General features: G+C 40.5%; 12 protein-coding genes. 6 read left to right on the forward strand and 6 right to left on the reverse strand.

Annotation, left to right across the window (positions count from 1 at the left end; all coding sequences use genetic code 11):
• Positions 1–46: 46 nt before the first annotated feature.
• The 3 genes from carB to dapB form a co-directional block, all read right to left on the reverse strand.
• Positions 47–3265 (reverse strand): carbamoyl-phosphate synthase large subunit, encoded by a 3219-nt coding sequence (gene carB, locus AC0L7Q_RS09150; RefSeq protein WP_413402351.1) that lies wholly within the window; start codon positions 3263–3265, stop codon positions 47–49.
• Between the two features lie 16 nt (positions 3266–3281).
• A complete protein-coding gene (gene carA, locus AC0L7Q_RS09155) occupies positions 3282–4418 on the reverse strand; it encodes a glutamine-hydrolyzing carbamoyl-phosphate synthase small subunit (protein ID WP_008113125.1) in 1137 nt (378 codons plus the stop codon).
• Positions 4419–4780: 362 nt separating this feature from the next.
• Positions 4781–5578, reverse strand: coding sequence for a 4-hydroxy-tetrahydrodipicolinate reductase (gene dapB / locus AC0L7Q_RS09160; RefSeq protein ID WP_413402353.1), 798 nt, complete (start codon positions 5576–5578; stop codon positions 4781–4783).
• A 570-nt stretch (positions 5579–6148) separates the two neighbouring features.
• Here dapB and AC0L7Q_RS09165 point away from each other — a divergent pair.
• Positions 6149–7462: a Na+/H+ antiporter NhaC family protein gene (locus tag AC0L7Q_RS09165; protein ID WP_010388632.1), complete on the forward strand. Its 1314-nt coding sequence runs from the start codon at positions 6149–6151 to the stop codon at positions 7460–7462.
• 118 nt (positions 7463–7580) lie between these two features.
• Positions 7581–8369: a nucleoside-binding protein gene (locus AC0L7Q_RS09170; protein WP_413402355.1), complete on the forward strand. Its 789-nt coding sequence runs from the start codon at positions 7581–7583 to the stop codon at positions 8367–8369.
• Positions 8370–8431: 62 nt separating this feature from the next.
• Here AC0L7Q_RS09170 and AC0L7Q_RS09175 read toward each other — a convergent pair whose 3' ends face one another.
• Entirely contained in the window at positions 8432–9229 is a 798-nt protein-coding gene (locus AC0L7Q_RS09175) for a M48 family metallopeptidase (protein ID WP_413402357.1), read from the reverse strand.
• A 170-nt stretch (positions 9230–9399) separates the two neighbouring features.
• Here AC0L7Q_RS09175 and AC0L7Q_RS09180 point away from each other — a divergent pair, with 170 nt between their 5' ends.
• Complete coding sequence (locus AC0L7Q_RS09180; RefSeq protein ID WP_413402359.1) at positions 9400–10602, forward strand: Bcr/CflA family efflux MFS transporter; 1203 nt, start codon at positions 9400–9402, stop codon at positions 10600–10602.
• A 25-nt stretch (positions 10603–10627) separates the two neighbouring features.
• Here the strand turns inward: AC0L7Q_RS09180 and grpE are convergent, their stop codons facing one another.
• Together grpE and AC0L7Q_RS09190 are read right to left on the reverse strand one after the other, a co-directional pair.
• Positions 10628–11239 (reverse strand): nucleotide exchange factor GrpE, encoded by a 612-nt coding sequence (gene grpE, locus AC0L7Q_RS09185; RefSeq protein ID WP_413402361.1) that lies wholly within the window; start codon positions 11237–11239, stop codon positions 10628–10630.
• Between the two features lie 58 nt (positions 11240–11297).
• A complete protein-coding gene (locus tag AC0L7Q_RS09190) occupies positions 11298–12263 on the reverse strand; it encodes an HrcA family transcriptional regulator (protein WP_413402363.1) in 966 nt (321 codons plus the stop codon).
• A 167-nt stretch (positions 12264–12430) separates the two neighbouring features.
• Between AC0L7Q_RS09190 and nadK the strand changes: the two genes are divergently transcribed.
• The 3 genes from nadK (at position 12431) to recN (ending at position 15736) form a co-directional block, all read left to right on the forward strand.
• Positions 12431–13315: an NAD(+) kinase gene (gene nadK, locus AC0L7Q_RS09195; protein WP_008464501.1), complete on the forward strand. Its 885-nt coding sequence runs from the start codon at positions 12431–12433 to the stop codon at positions 13313–13315.
• Between the two features lie 115 nt (positions 13316–13430).
• Positions 13431–13967: a hypothetical protein gene (locus AC0L7Q_RS09200; RefSeq protein ID WP_409423332.1), complete on the forward strand. Its 537-nt coding sequence runs from the start codon at positions 13431–13433 to the stop codon at positions 13965–13967.
• 95 nt (positions 13968–14062) lie between these two features.
• Positions 14063–15736, forward strand: coding sequence for a DNA repair protein RecN (gene recN, locus AC0L7Q_RS09205; RefSeq protein WP_413402368.1), 1674 nt, complete (start codon positions 14063–14065; stop codon positions 15734–15736).
• Positions 15737–15766 lie beyond the last annotated feature (30 nt).

The raw sequence follows: 15766 nt of genomic DNA on the forward strand, positions 1-15766 counted from the left end.
TTCTCACTTAATCCCAAGGCCGTGGTTACGGCCTTGGCACATTTCCTTAGTTCAATCGCAGGTGTAGTTCTTGAACAGACGTCACTTTACTGCGGTCATCTGCTTGGTTAGCAGTACAGTTAGCAAATGCCGCATTCAATGTCGTAGTATAATTGGTTTTGTGCTGCAATGCACCACGACGTAACACCTTCGAATCTTCAATCGCTTGGCGACCTTCGGTGGTATTAACGATATAGCTATACTCGCCATTTTTGATTCTATCAAGAATGTGCGGACGACCTTCGTATACTTTATTTACACGGCGAACCGTAATTCCAGCATCTTCAAGTGCAGCAGCTGTTCCACCTGTTGCATCTAGCTCAAAACCAAGGTCTGTCATGGTTTTAGCTAGTTCTACAATACGTGGCTTATCGCTATTACGTACAGATAGTAACGCGCGACCACCACGTGGTAAAGTGTTGCTTGCACCTAATTGTGCTTTTGCGAACGCTTCGGCGAAAGTATCACCAACACCCATTACTTCACCCGTTGAGCGCATTTCTGGGCCACGGATAGGATCCACACCTTGGAACTTAGCAAATGGCAATACCACTTCTTTTACGCTGTAGTAAGGTGGAATCACTTCTTTAGTAATGCCTTGGCTTGCTAAAGATTGACCCGCCATACAACGTGCCGCTACTTTTGCAAGTGCTACACCCGTTGCTTTAGATACAAATGGAACTGTACGTGCTGCACGTGGGTTTACCTCAATTAGATACACTTTGCCATCTTTAACCGCAAACTGTGTATTCATCAAACCAACTACGCCAAGCTCAAGTGCCATATCAGTTACTTGCTTACGCATTACATCTTGTACTTCTTGCGTTAGCGAGTGAGCTGGTAATGAACACGCTGAGTCACCAGAGTGAACGCCCGCTTGTTCAATATGCTCCATGATGCCGCCGATGATGACTTGCTCGCCGTCGCAAATTGCGTCAACGTCAACTTCTATTGCGTTATCTAAGAAACGGTCTAGTAATACTGGCGCTTCATTTGATGCAGATACGGCTTCGGTCATGTAACGACGTAAGTCTTGCTCATCGTATACAATTTCCATCGCACGACCACCAAGTACATAAGATGGGCGAACAACCAGTGGGAAACCAATCTCAACTGATTTAAGTAGTGCTTCTTCAGTAGAGGTAACCGTCGCATTTTCTGGTTGCAGTAGGTCTAAACGCTCAACAAGTTGTTGGAAACGCTCACGGTCTTCTGCACGGTCAATGGCATCTGGTGAAGTACCAATTACAGGCACGCCGTTAGCTTCAAGCTCACGCGCTAGTTTAAGTGGTGTTTGACCACCGTACTGCACGATAACGCCTTTTGGCTTTTCAACACGTACAATTTCTAGTACGTCTTCAAGGGTAATTGGTTCGAAGTATAAACGATCAGATGTGTCGTAATCGGTAGAAACCGTTTCAGGGTTACAGTTAACCATGATGGTCTCGTAGCCGTCTTCGCGAAGCGCAAGGGCTGCGTGTACACAACAGTAATCAAATTCAATACCTTGGCCGATACGGTTAGGACCGCCACCAATTACCATGATTTTATCACGGTCAGATGCGTTAGCTTCACATTCTTCATCGTAAGATGAGTACATGTAAGCAGTATCTGAGCTAAATTCTGCGGCGCATGTATCAACGCGTTTGTACACAGGTACAATATTGAGTTGATGACGCTTTTTACGAATTTCAGCTTCTGACACACCAGCAATTTCTGCAATACGCGGATCTGCAAAGCCTTTGCGTTTAAGTTTACGCAAGAAGTCTGCATTTAAGCCGGCCATACCGACTTCTGAAATTTTAGCTTCATCTTTTAAGATATCTTCAATTTGTACTAAGTACCAAGGGTCAATCTTAGTCAGTTCAAACACATCTTCAACACTCATACCATGGCGCATTGCATCGGCAATGTACCAAATACGCTCTGCACCTGGCTCACGTAATTCACGTATGATTTTTTCTTTTGCTTTCGGGTCGTCAAGCGCCACAATTGGGTTAAAGCCCGTTGCGCCTACTTCTAAACCACGTAATGCTTTTTGTAATGACTCTTGTTGGTTACGGCCAATCGCCATTACTTCGCCTACTGATTTCATTTGCGTTGTTAAACGGTCGTTTGCACCGGCAAATTTTTCAAAGTTAAAGCGAGGAATTTTTGTTACCACGTAATCGATTGAAGGTTCAAACGATGCTGGTGTTTTACCGCCAGTAATATCGTTTTGAAGCTCATCAAGTGTGTAACCTACAGCCAATTTTGCTGCAATTTTAGCAATTGGGAAACCCGTTGCTTTAGACGCCAATGCAGATGAACGTGATACACGTGGGTTCATTTCAATGATAACCATGCGGCCATCAACAGGGTTTACACCAAATTGTACGTTTGAACCACCGGTTTCAACACCAATTTCACGTAAAACCGCCATAGAGGCGTTACGCATGATTTGGTATTCTTTGTCGGTTAATGTTTGTGCTGGCGCAACCGTAATTGAGTCACCAGTGTGCACACCCATTGGGTCAAAATTTTCAATAGAACAGACGATAATACAGTTGTCTTTTTTGTCACGAACAACTTCCATTTCGTATTCTTTCCAACCAATTAACGACTCATCAATTAGTAACTCGCTGGTTGGTGAAAGGTCTAAACCGCGTTCACAGATTTCTTCAAACTCTTCCATGTTGTAAGCCACACCGCCACCGGTGCCGCCCATTGTGAAAGAAGGGCGAATAATACACGGTAAGCCGATACGGGTCATGGTATCGCGAGCTTCATCCATTGTATGGGCAATTTCAGCACGTGGACATTCAAGGCCGATGTTACGCATAGCAACATCAAAACGTTCACGGTTCTCTGCTTTATCGATTGCATCCGCCGTTGCGCCAATAAGCTCAACGCCATGCTTAGCCAATACACCGTGCTTGTCTAAATCAAGCGCACAGTTTAATGCTGTTTGGCCGCCCATAGTTGGCAGTACAGCATCTGGCTTTTCTTTTTCAATAATTTTTTCTACCACTTCCCAGTGAATTGGTTCGATGTATGTTGCATCGGCCATTTCTGGGTCAGTCATTATAGTGGCTGGGTTTGAGTTAACGAGTATAACTCTATAGCCTTCTTCTCTAAGTGCTTTACACGCTTGAGCACCAGAGTAGTCAAATTCACAAGCTTGACCAATTACAATTGGGCCTGCGCCTAAGATAAGAATGCTTTTTATGTCGGTACGTTTTGGCATTATTACTCCGGTTAAATTAGTGGTTACGCGCTTGCATCAAATCGATGAAGTGGTCAAATAATGGGGCTGCATCGTGCGGGCCTGGGCTTGCTTCAGGGTGACCCTGGAAGCTAAACGCTGGTTTATCTGTACGATGAATACCTTGCAATGTGCCGTCAAATAACGATTTATGCGTTGCACGTAAGTTATCTGGTAATGTGGCTTCATCTGCAGCAAAACCGTGGTTTTGTGCAGTGATCATTACAACATCACGGTCAAGATCTTTAACTGGGTGGTTACCACCATGGTGGCCAAACTTCATTTTTACTGTTTTAGCGCCTGAGGCAAGCGCTAGTAGTTGATGCCCTAAACAAATACCAAAAATTGGCGTGTCGGTTTCTAAAAAGGTTTTAATTGCATCAATGGCGTAAGTACATGGCTCAGGATCGCCAGGGCCGTTTGATAAGAAAATACCATCTGGGTTTAAAGCAAGTACGTCAGCGGCAGAGGTTTGTGCTGGAACAACAGTCAGTTTACAGCCACGATCAACAAGCATACGTAAGATATTACGTTTAACACCAAAGTCATAGGCTACAACATGAAACTTTTCATCATCAGCGTGTAAGGTTTTAAACCCCTCGCCTAATGTCCAGCTTGATTCGCGCCACTCAAAATTTTCCTTGGTTGAGACAACTTTTGCTAAATCCATGCCTTTTAAGCCTGGGAAGGCTTGCGCGGCTTCGAGCGCTTTTTTCTCGTCTAGTTCGTCACCAGCAACAATACAGCCATTTTGTGCGCCTTTATCACGCAAAATACGGGTTAGTTTTCTGGTGTCGATGTCCGCAATACCTAAAATATTACGTTCTTTTAAGTAATCATCTAACGATTGCTCGTTACGAAAATTACTTGCTAGCAGTGGCAAATCACGGATCACTAGGCCTTTCGCCCATATATGACTCGCTTCTTCGTCTTCGCTGTTGGTACCCGTATTACCGATATGTGGGTACGTCAAAGTTACGATTTGTTCCGCGTACGATGGATCAGTCAAAATTTCTTGATAACCAGTCATAGACGTATTGAATACTACTTCACCGACTGACATGCCGTCAGCGCCGATTGCAGTACCGCGAAACACTGTGCCGTCTTCTAGGACTAACAGAGCGGATTTAGTCAAGTTAAACCTCCTAACAGTAAAAAACGGGAGTAAGCAAATTGCTTAACACCCCGCCAATACCCAAATAATTGGTCAAAACCTGATTTCTGTGAGCTTAAATTGTTTTACGCAGTCTTAAATGATGCCGATGTAAACCACTAAACCTTCATTCATTTTTCTTGCCTAAAACTCTTTTCATTCCCACACAAACCCCGGTTTTGCTAACCATATGAGTATAATTGGAAACACGCATTTAGTAATTTTTGGCAAATTGGCTGTATTTTACATGAAGTTGGCTTTTAGGTCTAACGCTAATTAGTAAATTGCAATAAATAAGTGGTTATACCAAAAAAACATCTCAAAGCGTTAAAAAAGGAACTTAACTACTTTAAATCTAGCACATCTTGCATATCATAAAGTCCTGCTGGTTTATTTTTCAACCACTGCGCAGCTCTTATAGCACCTAGTGCGAAGGTCATTCGCGAACTGGCTTTATGGGTTAATTCAAGTCTTTCACCCATTGTAGCGAAGTAGGCCGTATGTTCACCTACTATATCGCCGCCTCTTAGCACCGAATAGCCAATTTCATTTTGTGATTTGGCCTGCTCTATGTTGTTACGATCATAAACAGCAACCTCATCATGATCCCACCCTTTTGCCTGTGCAATCGACTCGCCAATAGCTAATGCTGTACCCGATGGCGCATCGATTTTATGGCGATGATGCGCTTCAAAAATTTCAATATCTAAATCATCGCCTAATTTTGTCGCTGCTGTTTGTACTAAGTTAAGCAGCAAATTTACACCCACGCTATAGTTACGCGCAAATACGATCGGGATATGTTTAGCGGCATCGGTTAATAGAGCCATATCATCGTTAGTTAAGCCAGTGGTGCCAATTACCATAGGTGTTTTTTGCGCAACGGCTGTTTTTAAGTGATTTTTCATGCCTTGTGGAAGAGTAAAGTCTATTAACACATCGACATTTTCAACCTGTTGCTCACTGCTAAAGTGAATGTCTTTTGCAGCTAGACTATTAAGTTGATTAACCGATAGACCTACTAACTCAGACTGACTGCGTACATAGGCCGCCGCTAATTGTGAATTTTTATTGATTGTTGCTGCTTCTATAAGTGCCAGCCCCATACGGCCATTCGCACCAAACACACCTACTCGATTCATCTTTTTACAACCTATGTATTTTTTAGTTAGCTAGATTTTATCTAAAACTCATGTAATAGTCAGGAAAGCTTATAAAAAAGCTTCGATTATTTTAGGGTCTGTTGACCTTTGCGGATTAAAATTTGTTCAAACTAGGAGCGGTTTAATCGTGGCGCGAGGTTTGTAACCTAGTGGGCTAAGTAAAAACCGAGCAACAAAGAGTAAATCGCCCCTAGGCAGAACCCTTCGGGCAGCGCCTGTTTGGCATTGATGCTGCGTTATCGCCTATTTATGGGGAACAACCACACCACATAGGCTCTGCCTTGCCTAAATACCAAACAGACTGCTGCAAATTTAACCTTGAAAGATCAACAGACCCTCATAATAATAACAGATAGTCTTTGCATTTAGCCATCTATACATTTAAACTTCTTTTTTGCGCCGATTTGGTCTTTGGCTTGCGGGCGCTGTTGAGTTACTTATCTGGTTAGATAGTAAAACAAACAACTAAATTCAGCTAAAAGAGGGATGCTTTGGCTGTTAAGTATATCAATCGGTTTCGATTGCTATGAATAATTAATGAGGATTATGATGCAGCCATCATTTGATAAAAATAAAGCAAGATTTTCTTTGCTACCCCTACTCACCTTTGTTGCTATTTTTTTAGGCTCTGGCTTATATTTGCAATCTCAAGGGGTTGATTATGCATTTTATCAACTCCCAGCACCGGTCGCTATTTTACCTGCGATTGTTTTAGCCTTTATTTTAAATAAAGCCAGTATTAATCAAAGTGTAGAAACCTTTATTAAAGGTGTGGGTAATAACAACATTATTACTATGTGTCTTATCTATTTATTAGCAGGTGCTTTTTCTGCGGTTGCAGGAGCGACTGGTGGTGTTGACGCGGTTGTTAATGCTGGTCTCTCTCTTATTCCCCCTTCATTATTACTGCCCGGCTTATTTTTAATTGCAGCGGTTATCTCTACTGCAATGGGCACGTCAATGGGAACTATAGGAGCTATTGGCCCAATTGCTTATGCAGTATCAATGAAAACAGGGATTGATCCCGCATTAATGGCAGGTACCATTGTATCTGGCGCCATGTTTGGTGATAACCTATCAATAATTTCTGACACTACGATTGCTGCTACCCGAACGCAAGGTTGTGAAATGAAAGATAAGTTTAAAGAAAATCTTAAAATTGCGATTCCAGCCGCTATCCTTACTATTGCACTGTTGTTATTTTTAACGCCAGCTGCGCAAGTTGTTGAAACAAAAGACTATGATATTTTATTAGTGCTTCCTTACGCCTTTATTTTAGTACTGGCAGTAATGGGCTTTAATGTGTTTGTAGTACTATTAAGCGGTATTGTGTTTGCCGCATTGATGGGCTTTACCGGCAGCTATGAAGGCGCCAGTTTTGTAAAAGATATTTACCAAGGTTTTAGCGATATGCAGGAAATATTTTTACTGTCTATGTTTATTGGTGGGCTCTCTGAGTTTATTCGTATTAACGGCGGCCTCGACTACATCGCGCAAAAAATTCAAGCTATTACTAAGGTCATTGCAAAATGGCATCGCAAGGTAGCGGATCAGTTAGGTATAGCTGCATTAGTGCTAACCAGCAACATGTGCATTGCTAACAACACAGTATCTATTATTGTAACAGGTCCGATTGCTAAGAAGCTGGCTGACGATGGCGAAATTAGTGGTAAACGTTCTGCCAGTTTATTAGATATTTTTGCCTGTGTAACCCAAGGTTCATTACCCTATGGCGCACAAGCACTATTGCTTGGTGCTACATTTAAAATAAGTCCATGGGAAGTATCAACATCATCTTACTACTGCTTTATTTTAGCCTTTACTGCTATTGCGGTTATTTGTTTACGTCGTAATAAAGCTTAAATTTTCTTTAAACAGTGTATTAGCCACATGCTAGTACACTGTTTATGACAATAAATAATTAACAAATTAACCGTGTTTGCTATACTGTAACATTCAGCGTGTCACATAAAATATGGTTATGAAAATTAAAAACTTACTTCCTCTCGTTGCACTAAGTGCGTGTGCCTTAAGTTCAACAGCTACCGCAGCTAATTGGAGCAGCACTGCGCTTCATATTAACAACGGTAATCATAAAAACCCGTTCACTGAACAAAAATCAAGCACAACGGTTTATTCATTGCAACATGCTTCAGGCCATGACTATGGCGATAACTTTTTCTTTATTGATTATAGTACTGATAGCAATGACGATAACTATCAAGATCAAGACTTTTACTTTGAAGGTTATTCAAACTTAAGCTTATCTGCCGTTATGGACGAAAAAGTGGCTTCAGGGGCACTTTTAGATGTTGGCTTAACCATGGGTATAAATGCTGCAGGCGATGCTAAAGTTGTTAAATATTTGCCGGGTGTAAAATTAAATTGGGATGTGCCTGGTTTTAATTTCTTCTCAACCCTTGTGACTGCCTACATAGATGATAGTGAAGGTGTTGCAAAAGGCGGTGCACCTATTGAAACTAACAGCTGGATGTTTGACGTTGCTTTTGAATATCCATTTATGATTGGCTCACAAAAATTTAGTGTAAAAGGCCATGCGGAATATATTGCTGAGCGTGAAGATGAGTTTGGTAATGACGTACGCGCTTGGTTTTTAGCTCAACCTATTATTGTTTGGGATATGGGCCATGCGCTAGAAATGAAAGAAAACACCTTACTGTTAGGTATGGAGTGGCAGTACTGGCATAACAAACTTGGTACAGATGTTACAGAGTCAGTTCCACAAGTACACATAGAGTGGACTTTTTAATAATTAAATACTTAACTATTAAAAAATAAAACCTGTCATTAGACAGGTTTTTTTATGGTTGATTACAACTTACACTGCGGATTTTTACCTTGTGCTTTAGCTATTTTTTGCTCACTAAGCGCTTTACTCATTTGCGATTGTAAATTTGCAATACGGCTTGTTGGTGCTGGGTGAGTTGATAAAAACTCTGGCGTTGCCCCACTGCCCGCTTGACTCATATTTTGCCAAAGCGTAACAGACTCTTTAGGGTTGAAACCTGCTTGCGCCATTAAATCTAAACCAATAACGTCAGCTTCTGTCTCATGTGAACGACTAAACGGTAAAACCACACCATATTGAGCGCCAAGACCAAGCCCTTGCATAATTTCATTGCGGTATTGCACGTTGCCCATTTCAAGCGCCGCACTGCCCACTTTCATTCCGGTTTGTAAAATAGAGCTTTGTGAAACACGTTCATTTGAGTGCTCTGCAATCACATGACCAACTTCATGACCTAAAACAGTTGCAAGCTGATCTTGGTTTGTAGCAATTTTTAATAGCCCAGTGTGCACGCCAATATAACCGCCGGGCAGTGCAAATGCATTGGCTGATTCATCTTCAAATACTACCACTTCCCAGTTTTGAGATGCATAATCTGTAGGAAGCACGGCTACTACTTTGTCAGCAATACAATTGACGTAACTGTTTACTTTTGGGTCTTTATTTACCGGCTGATTTTTTTTCATTTGGGCAAAACTGGCAGTGCCCATTTGACTCATTTGTTGATCTGAATAAAGCGCAATCTGTGTGCGTCCAGTTGGTGATGTTTTACAACCTACTAATACAGCACTGGCAAGTACTGCCAAAACCAATTTCTTCATTATGTTACCCTAGATCATTGTTTTATTAAGTATAGAATAGCAAACGCGGTGTTAGTTTAAAATCTTTGCTTTTTGCGATTAAACAATTAAGTTAGCAGGCAAACTAAGTTTATCCAACGCCATTGCCCTGCTATACTGCCCAACCTATATTCGTTGTTTTGAGTTTTTAAATGAGCGCTTCGGCTTCTTCTTTTAATACCCGTATTTTATTGCCTTTATTAGCCAGTATTGTGGCAATCACGCCTTTAGCCATCGATATGTACTTACCGGCTATGCTGGTAATTGCTAACGATCTCAATACTAGTATGCCAAATGTTCAAATATCGTTGAGTATCTATTTAGCAGGTTATGCATTGGGAATGTTATTTTTTGGCCCCATAGCCGATCAAATTGGCAGGCGTAAACTTGCACGAATAGGACTCAGTTTATTCGGCTTAAGTTCACTCGCATTAGCATTTACCACTGAAGTGCATACTTTTTGGGTGTTAAGAGCGGTACAGGCATTTACTGGAGCAGCTGCCACAGTTGTGGTTCCGGGGATTATTAGGCACATATATCAAAAAAATACCGCTAAGGGTATGTCGTATGTGTCTATGATTATGATGATAGCGCCTTTGCTTGCCCCCTCTATCGGCTCAATTATTTTAGGCTTTTCACTGTGGTCGACTATTTTTATTGTTTTAGCGGCTTATAGCTTTGTAATTTTACTTTTTGTGCAACGTTATTTAATTGATATTCCGATATTTAAAAATGATCGTAAAGGGTTATCGCTTTTCTTTTCAAGTTACAAAGTTGTATTGAGCAACCCGCATGCTCGCGCTGATATTTTAAGCTCGATGTTTGTGTCGTTTGGCTTTTTTTGCTTTTTAACCTCGGTTCCTTATATTTACCTCGACTTATTTAAAGTATCAGAGCAATTGTTTGGTCTGCTATTCGCTTTTAATGTAATGGCGCTGATGTTTGGTAACTTTTTAAACACTCGCGTAGTACCACGTATTGGCTCACGAAAAATGCTTTATTACGGCTTAATATGTGGCTTTATCTCTGGCACAGCATTACTCAGCTTTAGTGTATTACATTCATCGCTTTACTTTATTGTTGCGGCTATTGCTCCGTTGATGATGAGCTTAGGCATAATAGCGAGTAACGCAGATTCATTAATTTTGATGAAGTTTGAGCAAAATACAGGAACTGCAACGGCGGTTATCGGCACGTTACGTTTTGGTAGTGGCGCATTAGTAGGCCCAATATTAGCGGTAATACACGCAAAAAGTGCGATTCCATTTTCAAGTTTAATGTTTAGCGCGGTGGTACTTACAATACTGGTGCAGTTACTACATTATTTTAAAGACAAAAAAAATGCCTCATATTGAGGCATTTTTTAAATCATAGTCTTAGTTAAGCGTCAGCGGCTTTAGATACCATTACCATTGCAGGGCGTAATAAACGACCGTTTAACGTATAGCCTTTTTGCATTACCGCAAGAACAGTATTAGGAGTTACATCGTTGCTTGGTTGGATTGACATTGCTTGATGAAACTCTGGGTTAAACTGCTCACCTTGAGGGTTTACAATTTCAACACCAAATTTAGCTACCGCGTCGTTAAAGCTTTTCACTGTCATATCAATGCCTTCAAGTAAAGGCTTAAGCGTTTCATTTTCTTTATCAGAAAACTCAATAGCACGTTCTAAGTTATCTATAACAGGGAGTAATTCATTAGCAAACTTTTCTAGTGCAAATTTGTGTGCTTTTTCTACATCTTGTGCAGCGCGACGACGCATATTGTCCACATCTGCAGCAGCGCGAACTACGCTATCTTTTTGATTTGCAATAGTTTGCTTTGCAGTTTCAAGCTCGGCATATAACATAGCAATTTCTGCCTCAGGGCTTTGCTCTTGCTCGGCATGTTGCTCAGCTGCTTCAACTGCCGCCTCAACATCGGCTTCCATTTGCGTCACTTCTTCGTTCAGTTCTACTTCTTGCTCTGGGTTTTGTGTCTGCTCAGACATAAAATATACGCTCCAATTCTTTACAACTGCGGTAATTATGGGGATTGAATAAAAAGATTCAAGAGCTCAATGGCTCTAATAATTTAAATTCTTGGATTATTTTCTCTAATTGCGCTGATTTTGGACAAATAACACAAAAACGACTTTGATATTCTTGATTTTGAAAATACGGCACACTGATCACTATAAGATCATCACAGGAGCTAAAAGGTAAGTTTTCGGCACTAAGAATGGAGACCCCATTTTTGAAAACGAGTTTATCTTCAACAAAATTTAAGAATGACACACCAATATTGAGACTTTGCTCACAGTCTATTTTCTTATAAAGGTAATTTTCCCCAACAACAATGCTGTTATCTGAGCCTAATTTTTGGCTCAGTTCACGCGTCCATTGAGTTAAAGAATCATGACAATTACGTGGTGCCGTATTGGCCATTGCCTGCATCCGATAAAGGCCTTCGATTAAAGATTGTTGACTAAAAACCGTGTTGAGCCAAGTCGCAAATTCATAACGTTGACTATCGCTTGGATCATGGGGCTTATTAATACAAATATTGTGGCTCTGCCCTGCTCTATCTAAGAGTAAAATAAGCCAGTTGTTTGCATCAAAGTCGAGCACTTCTACCCTAAATACCTGCTGTGTTCTAACCTGCGGTAGCCCCACACAACAACACACTTGGTAACGTTGACTCAAGCCATGCGCTAGCTCAACCAATTGTCCCTGCTCAGGTTGCCAATAATTAGCAATATCATTGAGCGTAAAAAACTCATCAAACCAATAGTCAAACCCATCATTGGTTGGCACTCGGCCAGCCGATGTATGTGGTGAATACAACAAGCCTATTTTTTCAAGGCGCGCCATCGCGTTACGAACAGTAGCAGAGCAAACCGCCATACCTTTTTGCTTTGCAATTTTTGTTGACGGCACAGGTAAGCCATCGCCATTACAGTACATACTCATAACAGCGGCAAATATTTGCTGATCTCGTGGGTTTAGTTTCATGTTATCTACATCTTTATGCATAGTTATTATATCGGGGCTAAGCATTATTATTTCAAGTATAAAAAATACAATAAATCTAAATTTTACAGTGAATTAATTAAATCCGCTGGGTATTACTAAAATCCATGTTTTCAAACACTTCTGTTTTAGGTTACTCTACAAATATTAGAACTTTCAGTGTATTTATTATGGACTCTCCCTTTAATACTATCGGCTTGATTGGTAAGCCAAATCACCCTAATGCAGCCGCTACTTTACAACGATTACATACGTTTTTATTAGCTTTAGGCTTTGAGGTGATTGTTGAAAAACGTACAGGGAGTCAACTTAGTGATGTACCGAGCGACAAACTCGTAAAGCTCGTTGATTTAGGCGAGCGTGCCGACTTAGCGATTGTGGTCGGGGGCGATGGCAACATGCTTGGTGCTGCACGGGTTCTCGCCCGCTTTGATATAGCCGTAATTGGTGTAAATAGAGGTAATTTAGGCTTTTTAACCGATTTAAATCCGGAAGGGTTTGAGGGCAGTTTAGAGCAGGTACTCAGCGGCGATTACATTGAAGAAAAACGTTTTCTATTAGAAGTTGAAGTGTATCGACATAACGAACTTAAAAGCGCTAATTCTGCCGTAAACGAAGCAGTGCTCCATGCTGATAAAGTAGCACACATGATTGAGTTTGAAGCCTTTATTAACGATGATTTTGTATTTTCACAACGCTCCGATGGATTAATTGTATCAACACCAACAGGGTCAACGGCCTATTCTTTATCGGGCGGTGGGCCTATTTTAACACCGGAGCTCAATGCAATGTCACTGGTTCCGATGTTTCCACATACTTTATCAAGCCGCCCTTTAGTGGTTGATGCTGATAATGAAGTGCGTTTAAAGCTTAGTTTAGAGAATACGGATAGTTTACAGGTAAGCTGTGACAGTCATGTTGTACTCGCTGTATTACCTGGTGATGAAGTCGTTATACGCAAAGCAGATAAAAAGTTACGCTTAATTCACCCCAAAAATTACTCTTATTATAATGTGCTACGTAAAAAGCTTAATTGGGGTAGTCGTCTATACTAGTTTGAACGAATTTTAATCTGAAAAAATCATTAGCCCCTAATTTTATTGCCAAACATGCAACTTTAGCGCAAAATAATGGACTAGAAATTTTAAATATTATCAGGAAAAAGTAGTAATGAATTATGTAGTATTTCTTGCTTTATTATTATTAATTACCCTACTTGGCAGTTACATGCTAATTGAGAGTAATCGAAAAAAAACCATTGAAGCAAAGAAAAAGCTGTTTAACGAGCGCGTAGCAAGTACTCAATCACGTTTAAAAATAAAACTAAACGAGCTACTTGATGCAAAAGTAATCAGTGCTAAGCACCTTCCTCGAATTCAAGCCGTTGTTAGTAACTTTTTTGTGGTACAGCCTCACACCGATGAAAATTTAGTTAAGTTGGAATCGTTATGTGACCAACTTATTAATATACTTAATGAAGAACTTATAAAGACCTATAAAAGTAACAATAGCCAAGCATTTGCCGACAGCACTCAATATTTTATAGCAGAGTTGCCAGCTCAAGGTATTTTATACAATAAAAATTTCTACCAAGAAGTCCTTCCTACGTTAATTTTAAAGTTGAAAACTGAAGACAATATACAACCAGTTGATAATATTGATCTTAACGATGAAACCCTCCCTATTGATGAAGAAAAAAAACACTAATTGACCCCAGCCTTGCTTAAAATATAGAAATTTAATTTGCAATAAACCAAAACACTGTATAAATTAACAGTTAATTGACTGGATGGATGAACAGTATGTTAATTGGTTTAGAAATTAAAAATTTTGCAATTGTAAGTAATTTAAGCACTGAATGGCATTCGGGCATGACAGCTATTACCGGTGAAACGGGTGCGGGTAAATCAATCGCTATTGATGCGTTATCACTGTGCCTTGGAGAAAGAGCAGAAGCATCTGCTGTGCGCCCAGGCACTGATAAAGCCGAGGTAAGTGCGCAATTTGATTTAACCAATCTGCCATACGCTCATGCCTTTTTAGAAGAGAATTTGCTTAATAATGACGATAACGAATGTCTACTTCGTCGAGTTGTTTGTAAAAATGGCCGCAGCAAAAGCTATATTAATGGTAGCCCAGTAACCGCTGCACAGCTAAAAGAATTAGGCCAATATTTAATTTCTATACACGGTCAACATGCACATCAGCATCTATTAAAAGCAGAGCACCAATTACAGCTACTTGATGCCTACGCCGGACACCAAAATTTAGTTAATGCTGTCAGCGAACGCTATAAACGTTATGCTGACTTACAAAAAGAATTTAAACAATTAGAACATCAACAGCAACAACAAGCTGCGCAGAAACAGTTATTAGAATACCAAGTAGCTGAACTTGATGAATTTGCCTTGCAAACAGGTGAATTTGAACAAATAGAAGCAGAGCATTATAAGCTCAGTAATAGTCAAACTATTTTGCAATCTTGTCAGCGCGAGCTACAACACTTATACGAAAGTGATGAGCAAAATGCGTGCTCTCTTTTACAACACAGCGCGCAACAATTTAATGAACTTGCACATTATGATGAAACCCTGGCCAATGTAGCAGCATTACTGACAGAAGCGGCGGTTCAAGTTGAAGAAGCAAGCAGAGAAATACGCAATTATACTGAACAAGCTGACTTAGATCCTACTCGCTTAACGGAAGTAGAAAACAGACTTAGTGGCGCTATGGATTTAGCAAGAAAACACCATATAAAGCCACAAGAGCTCGTTGAGTTTCATCAAAATGTAACACAAGAACTAGACTCTATAAGCAGTAATAGTTCACGCCTCGAACAGCTTGAAGGTGAAATTGCAGCAGCTCTTGAAGATTATCAAACGGCTAGTGAGGAATTAAGTGCCAGCCGTCATCAATACGCTAATACACTTAATGGCTTGATCAGCGAAAGCATGGCTAATTTATCTATGGAAAATGGCGTTTTTGAAATAGCCCTTACAGCACATACCGATCGCTCTCCAAACAGCTTAGGTTTTGATAATGTATCGTTTTTAGTATCAACAAACCCAGGGCAACCATTGCAACCTTTAGCAAAAGTAGCCTCTGGTGGTGAGCTATCACGCATTAGTTTAGCTATTCAGGTTATTATTGCCCAAAAAGTCACGACTCCTACGCTTATATTTGATGAAGTGGATGTCGGTATTTCTGGCCCAACAGCCGCTGCCGTTGGTAAACTACTGCGCCAATTAGGTAAATCGACACAAGTAATTTGTGTAACTCATTTACCGCAAGTGGCTAGTAGTGCTCATCAGCAATTTTTTGTTGCCAAAGAAATCGCTAATGGTGAAACATTTACGCATATGCTGGCATTGAATAAAGATGGCAGGGTTAATGAAATTGCGCGTTTGCTGGGTGGTGATAACATTAGCAAAACAGCTAAAGCAAATGCGAAAGAGCTTATAAAAGCGCACGGATAAAATTATACATTTATAGTGCGTTACCTTGAT

It is taken from the genome of Pseudoalteromonas sp. KJ63-1 (assembly GCF_055808145.1).

Coding starts and splice junctions, on each gene's coding strand:
- carB (WP_413402351.1), bottom strand. CDS start 3,265: ATGCCAAAACGTACCGACATAAAAAGCATTCTTATCTTAGGCGCAGGC.
- dapB (WP_413402353.1), bottom strand. CDS start 5,578: ATGAATCGAGTAGGTGTGTTTGGTGCGAATGGCCGTATGGGGCTGGCA.
- AC0L7Q_RS09165 (WP_010388632.1), top strand. CDS start 6,149: ATGCAGCCATCATTTGATAAAAATAAAGCAAGATTTTCTTTGCTACCC.
- AC0L7Q_RS09170 (WP_413402355.1), top strand. CDS start 7,581: ATGAAAATTAAAAACTTACTTCCTCTCGTTGCACTAAGTGCGTGTGCC.
- AC0L7Q_RS09175 (WP_413402357.1), bottom strand. CDS start 9,229: ATGAAGAAATTGGTTTTGGCAGTACTTGCCAGTGCTGTATTAGTAGGT.
- AC0L7Q_RS09180 (WP_413402359.1), top strand. CDS start 9,400: ATGAGCGCTTCGGCTTCTTCTTTTAATACCCGTATTTTATTGCCTTTA.
- grpE (WP_413402361.1), bottom strand. CDS start 11,239: ATGTCTGAGCAGACACAAAACCCAGAGCAAGAAGTAGAACTGAACGAA.
- AC0L7Q_RS09190 (WP_413402363.1), bottom strand. CDS start 12,263: ATGCATAAAGATGTAGATAACATGAAACTAAACCCACGAGATCAGCAA.
- nadK (WP_008464501.1), top strand. CDS start 12,431: ATGGACTCTCCCTTTAATACTATCGGCTTGATTGGTAAGCCAAATCAC.
- AC0L7Q_RS09200 (WP_409423332.1), top strand. CDS start 13,431: ATGAATTATGTAGTATTTCTTGCTTTATTATTATTAATTACCCTACTT.
- recN (WP_413402368.1), top strand. CDS start 14,063: ATGTTAATTGGTTTAGAAATTAAAAATTTTGCAATTGTAAGTAATTTA.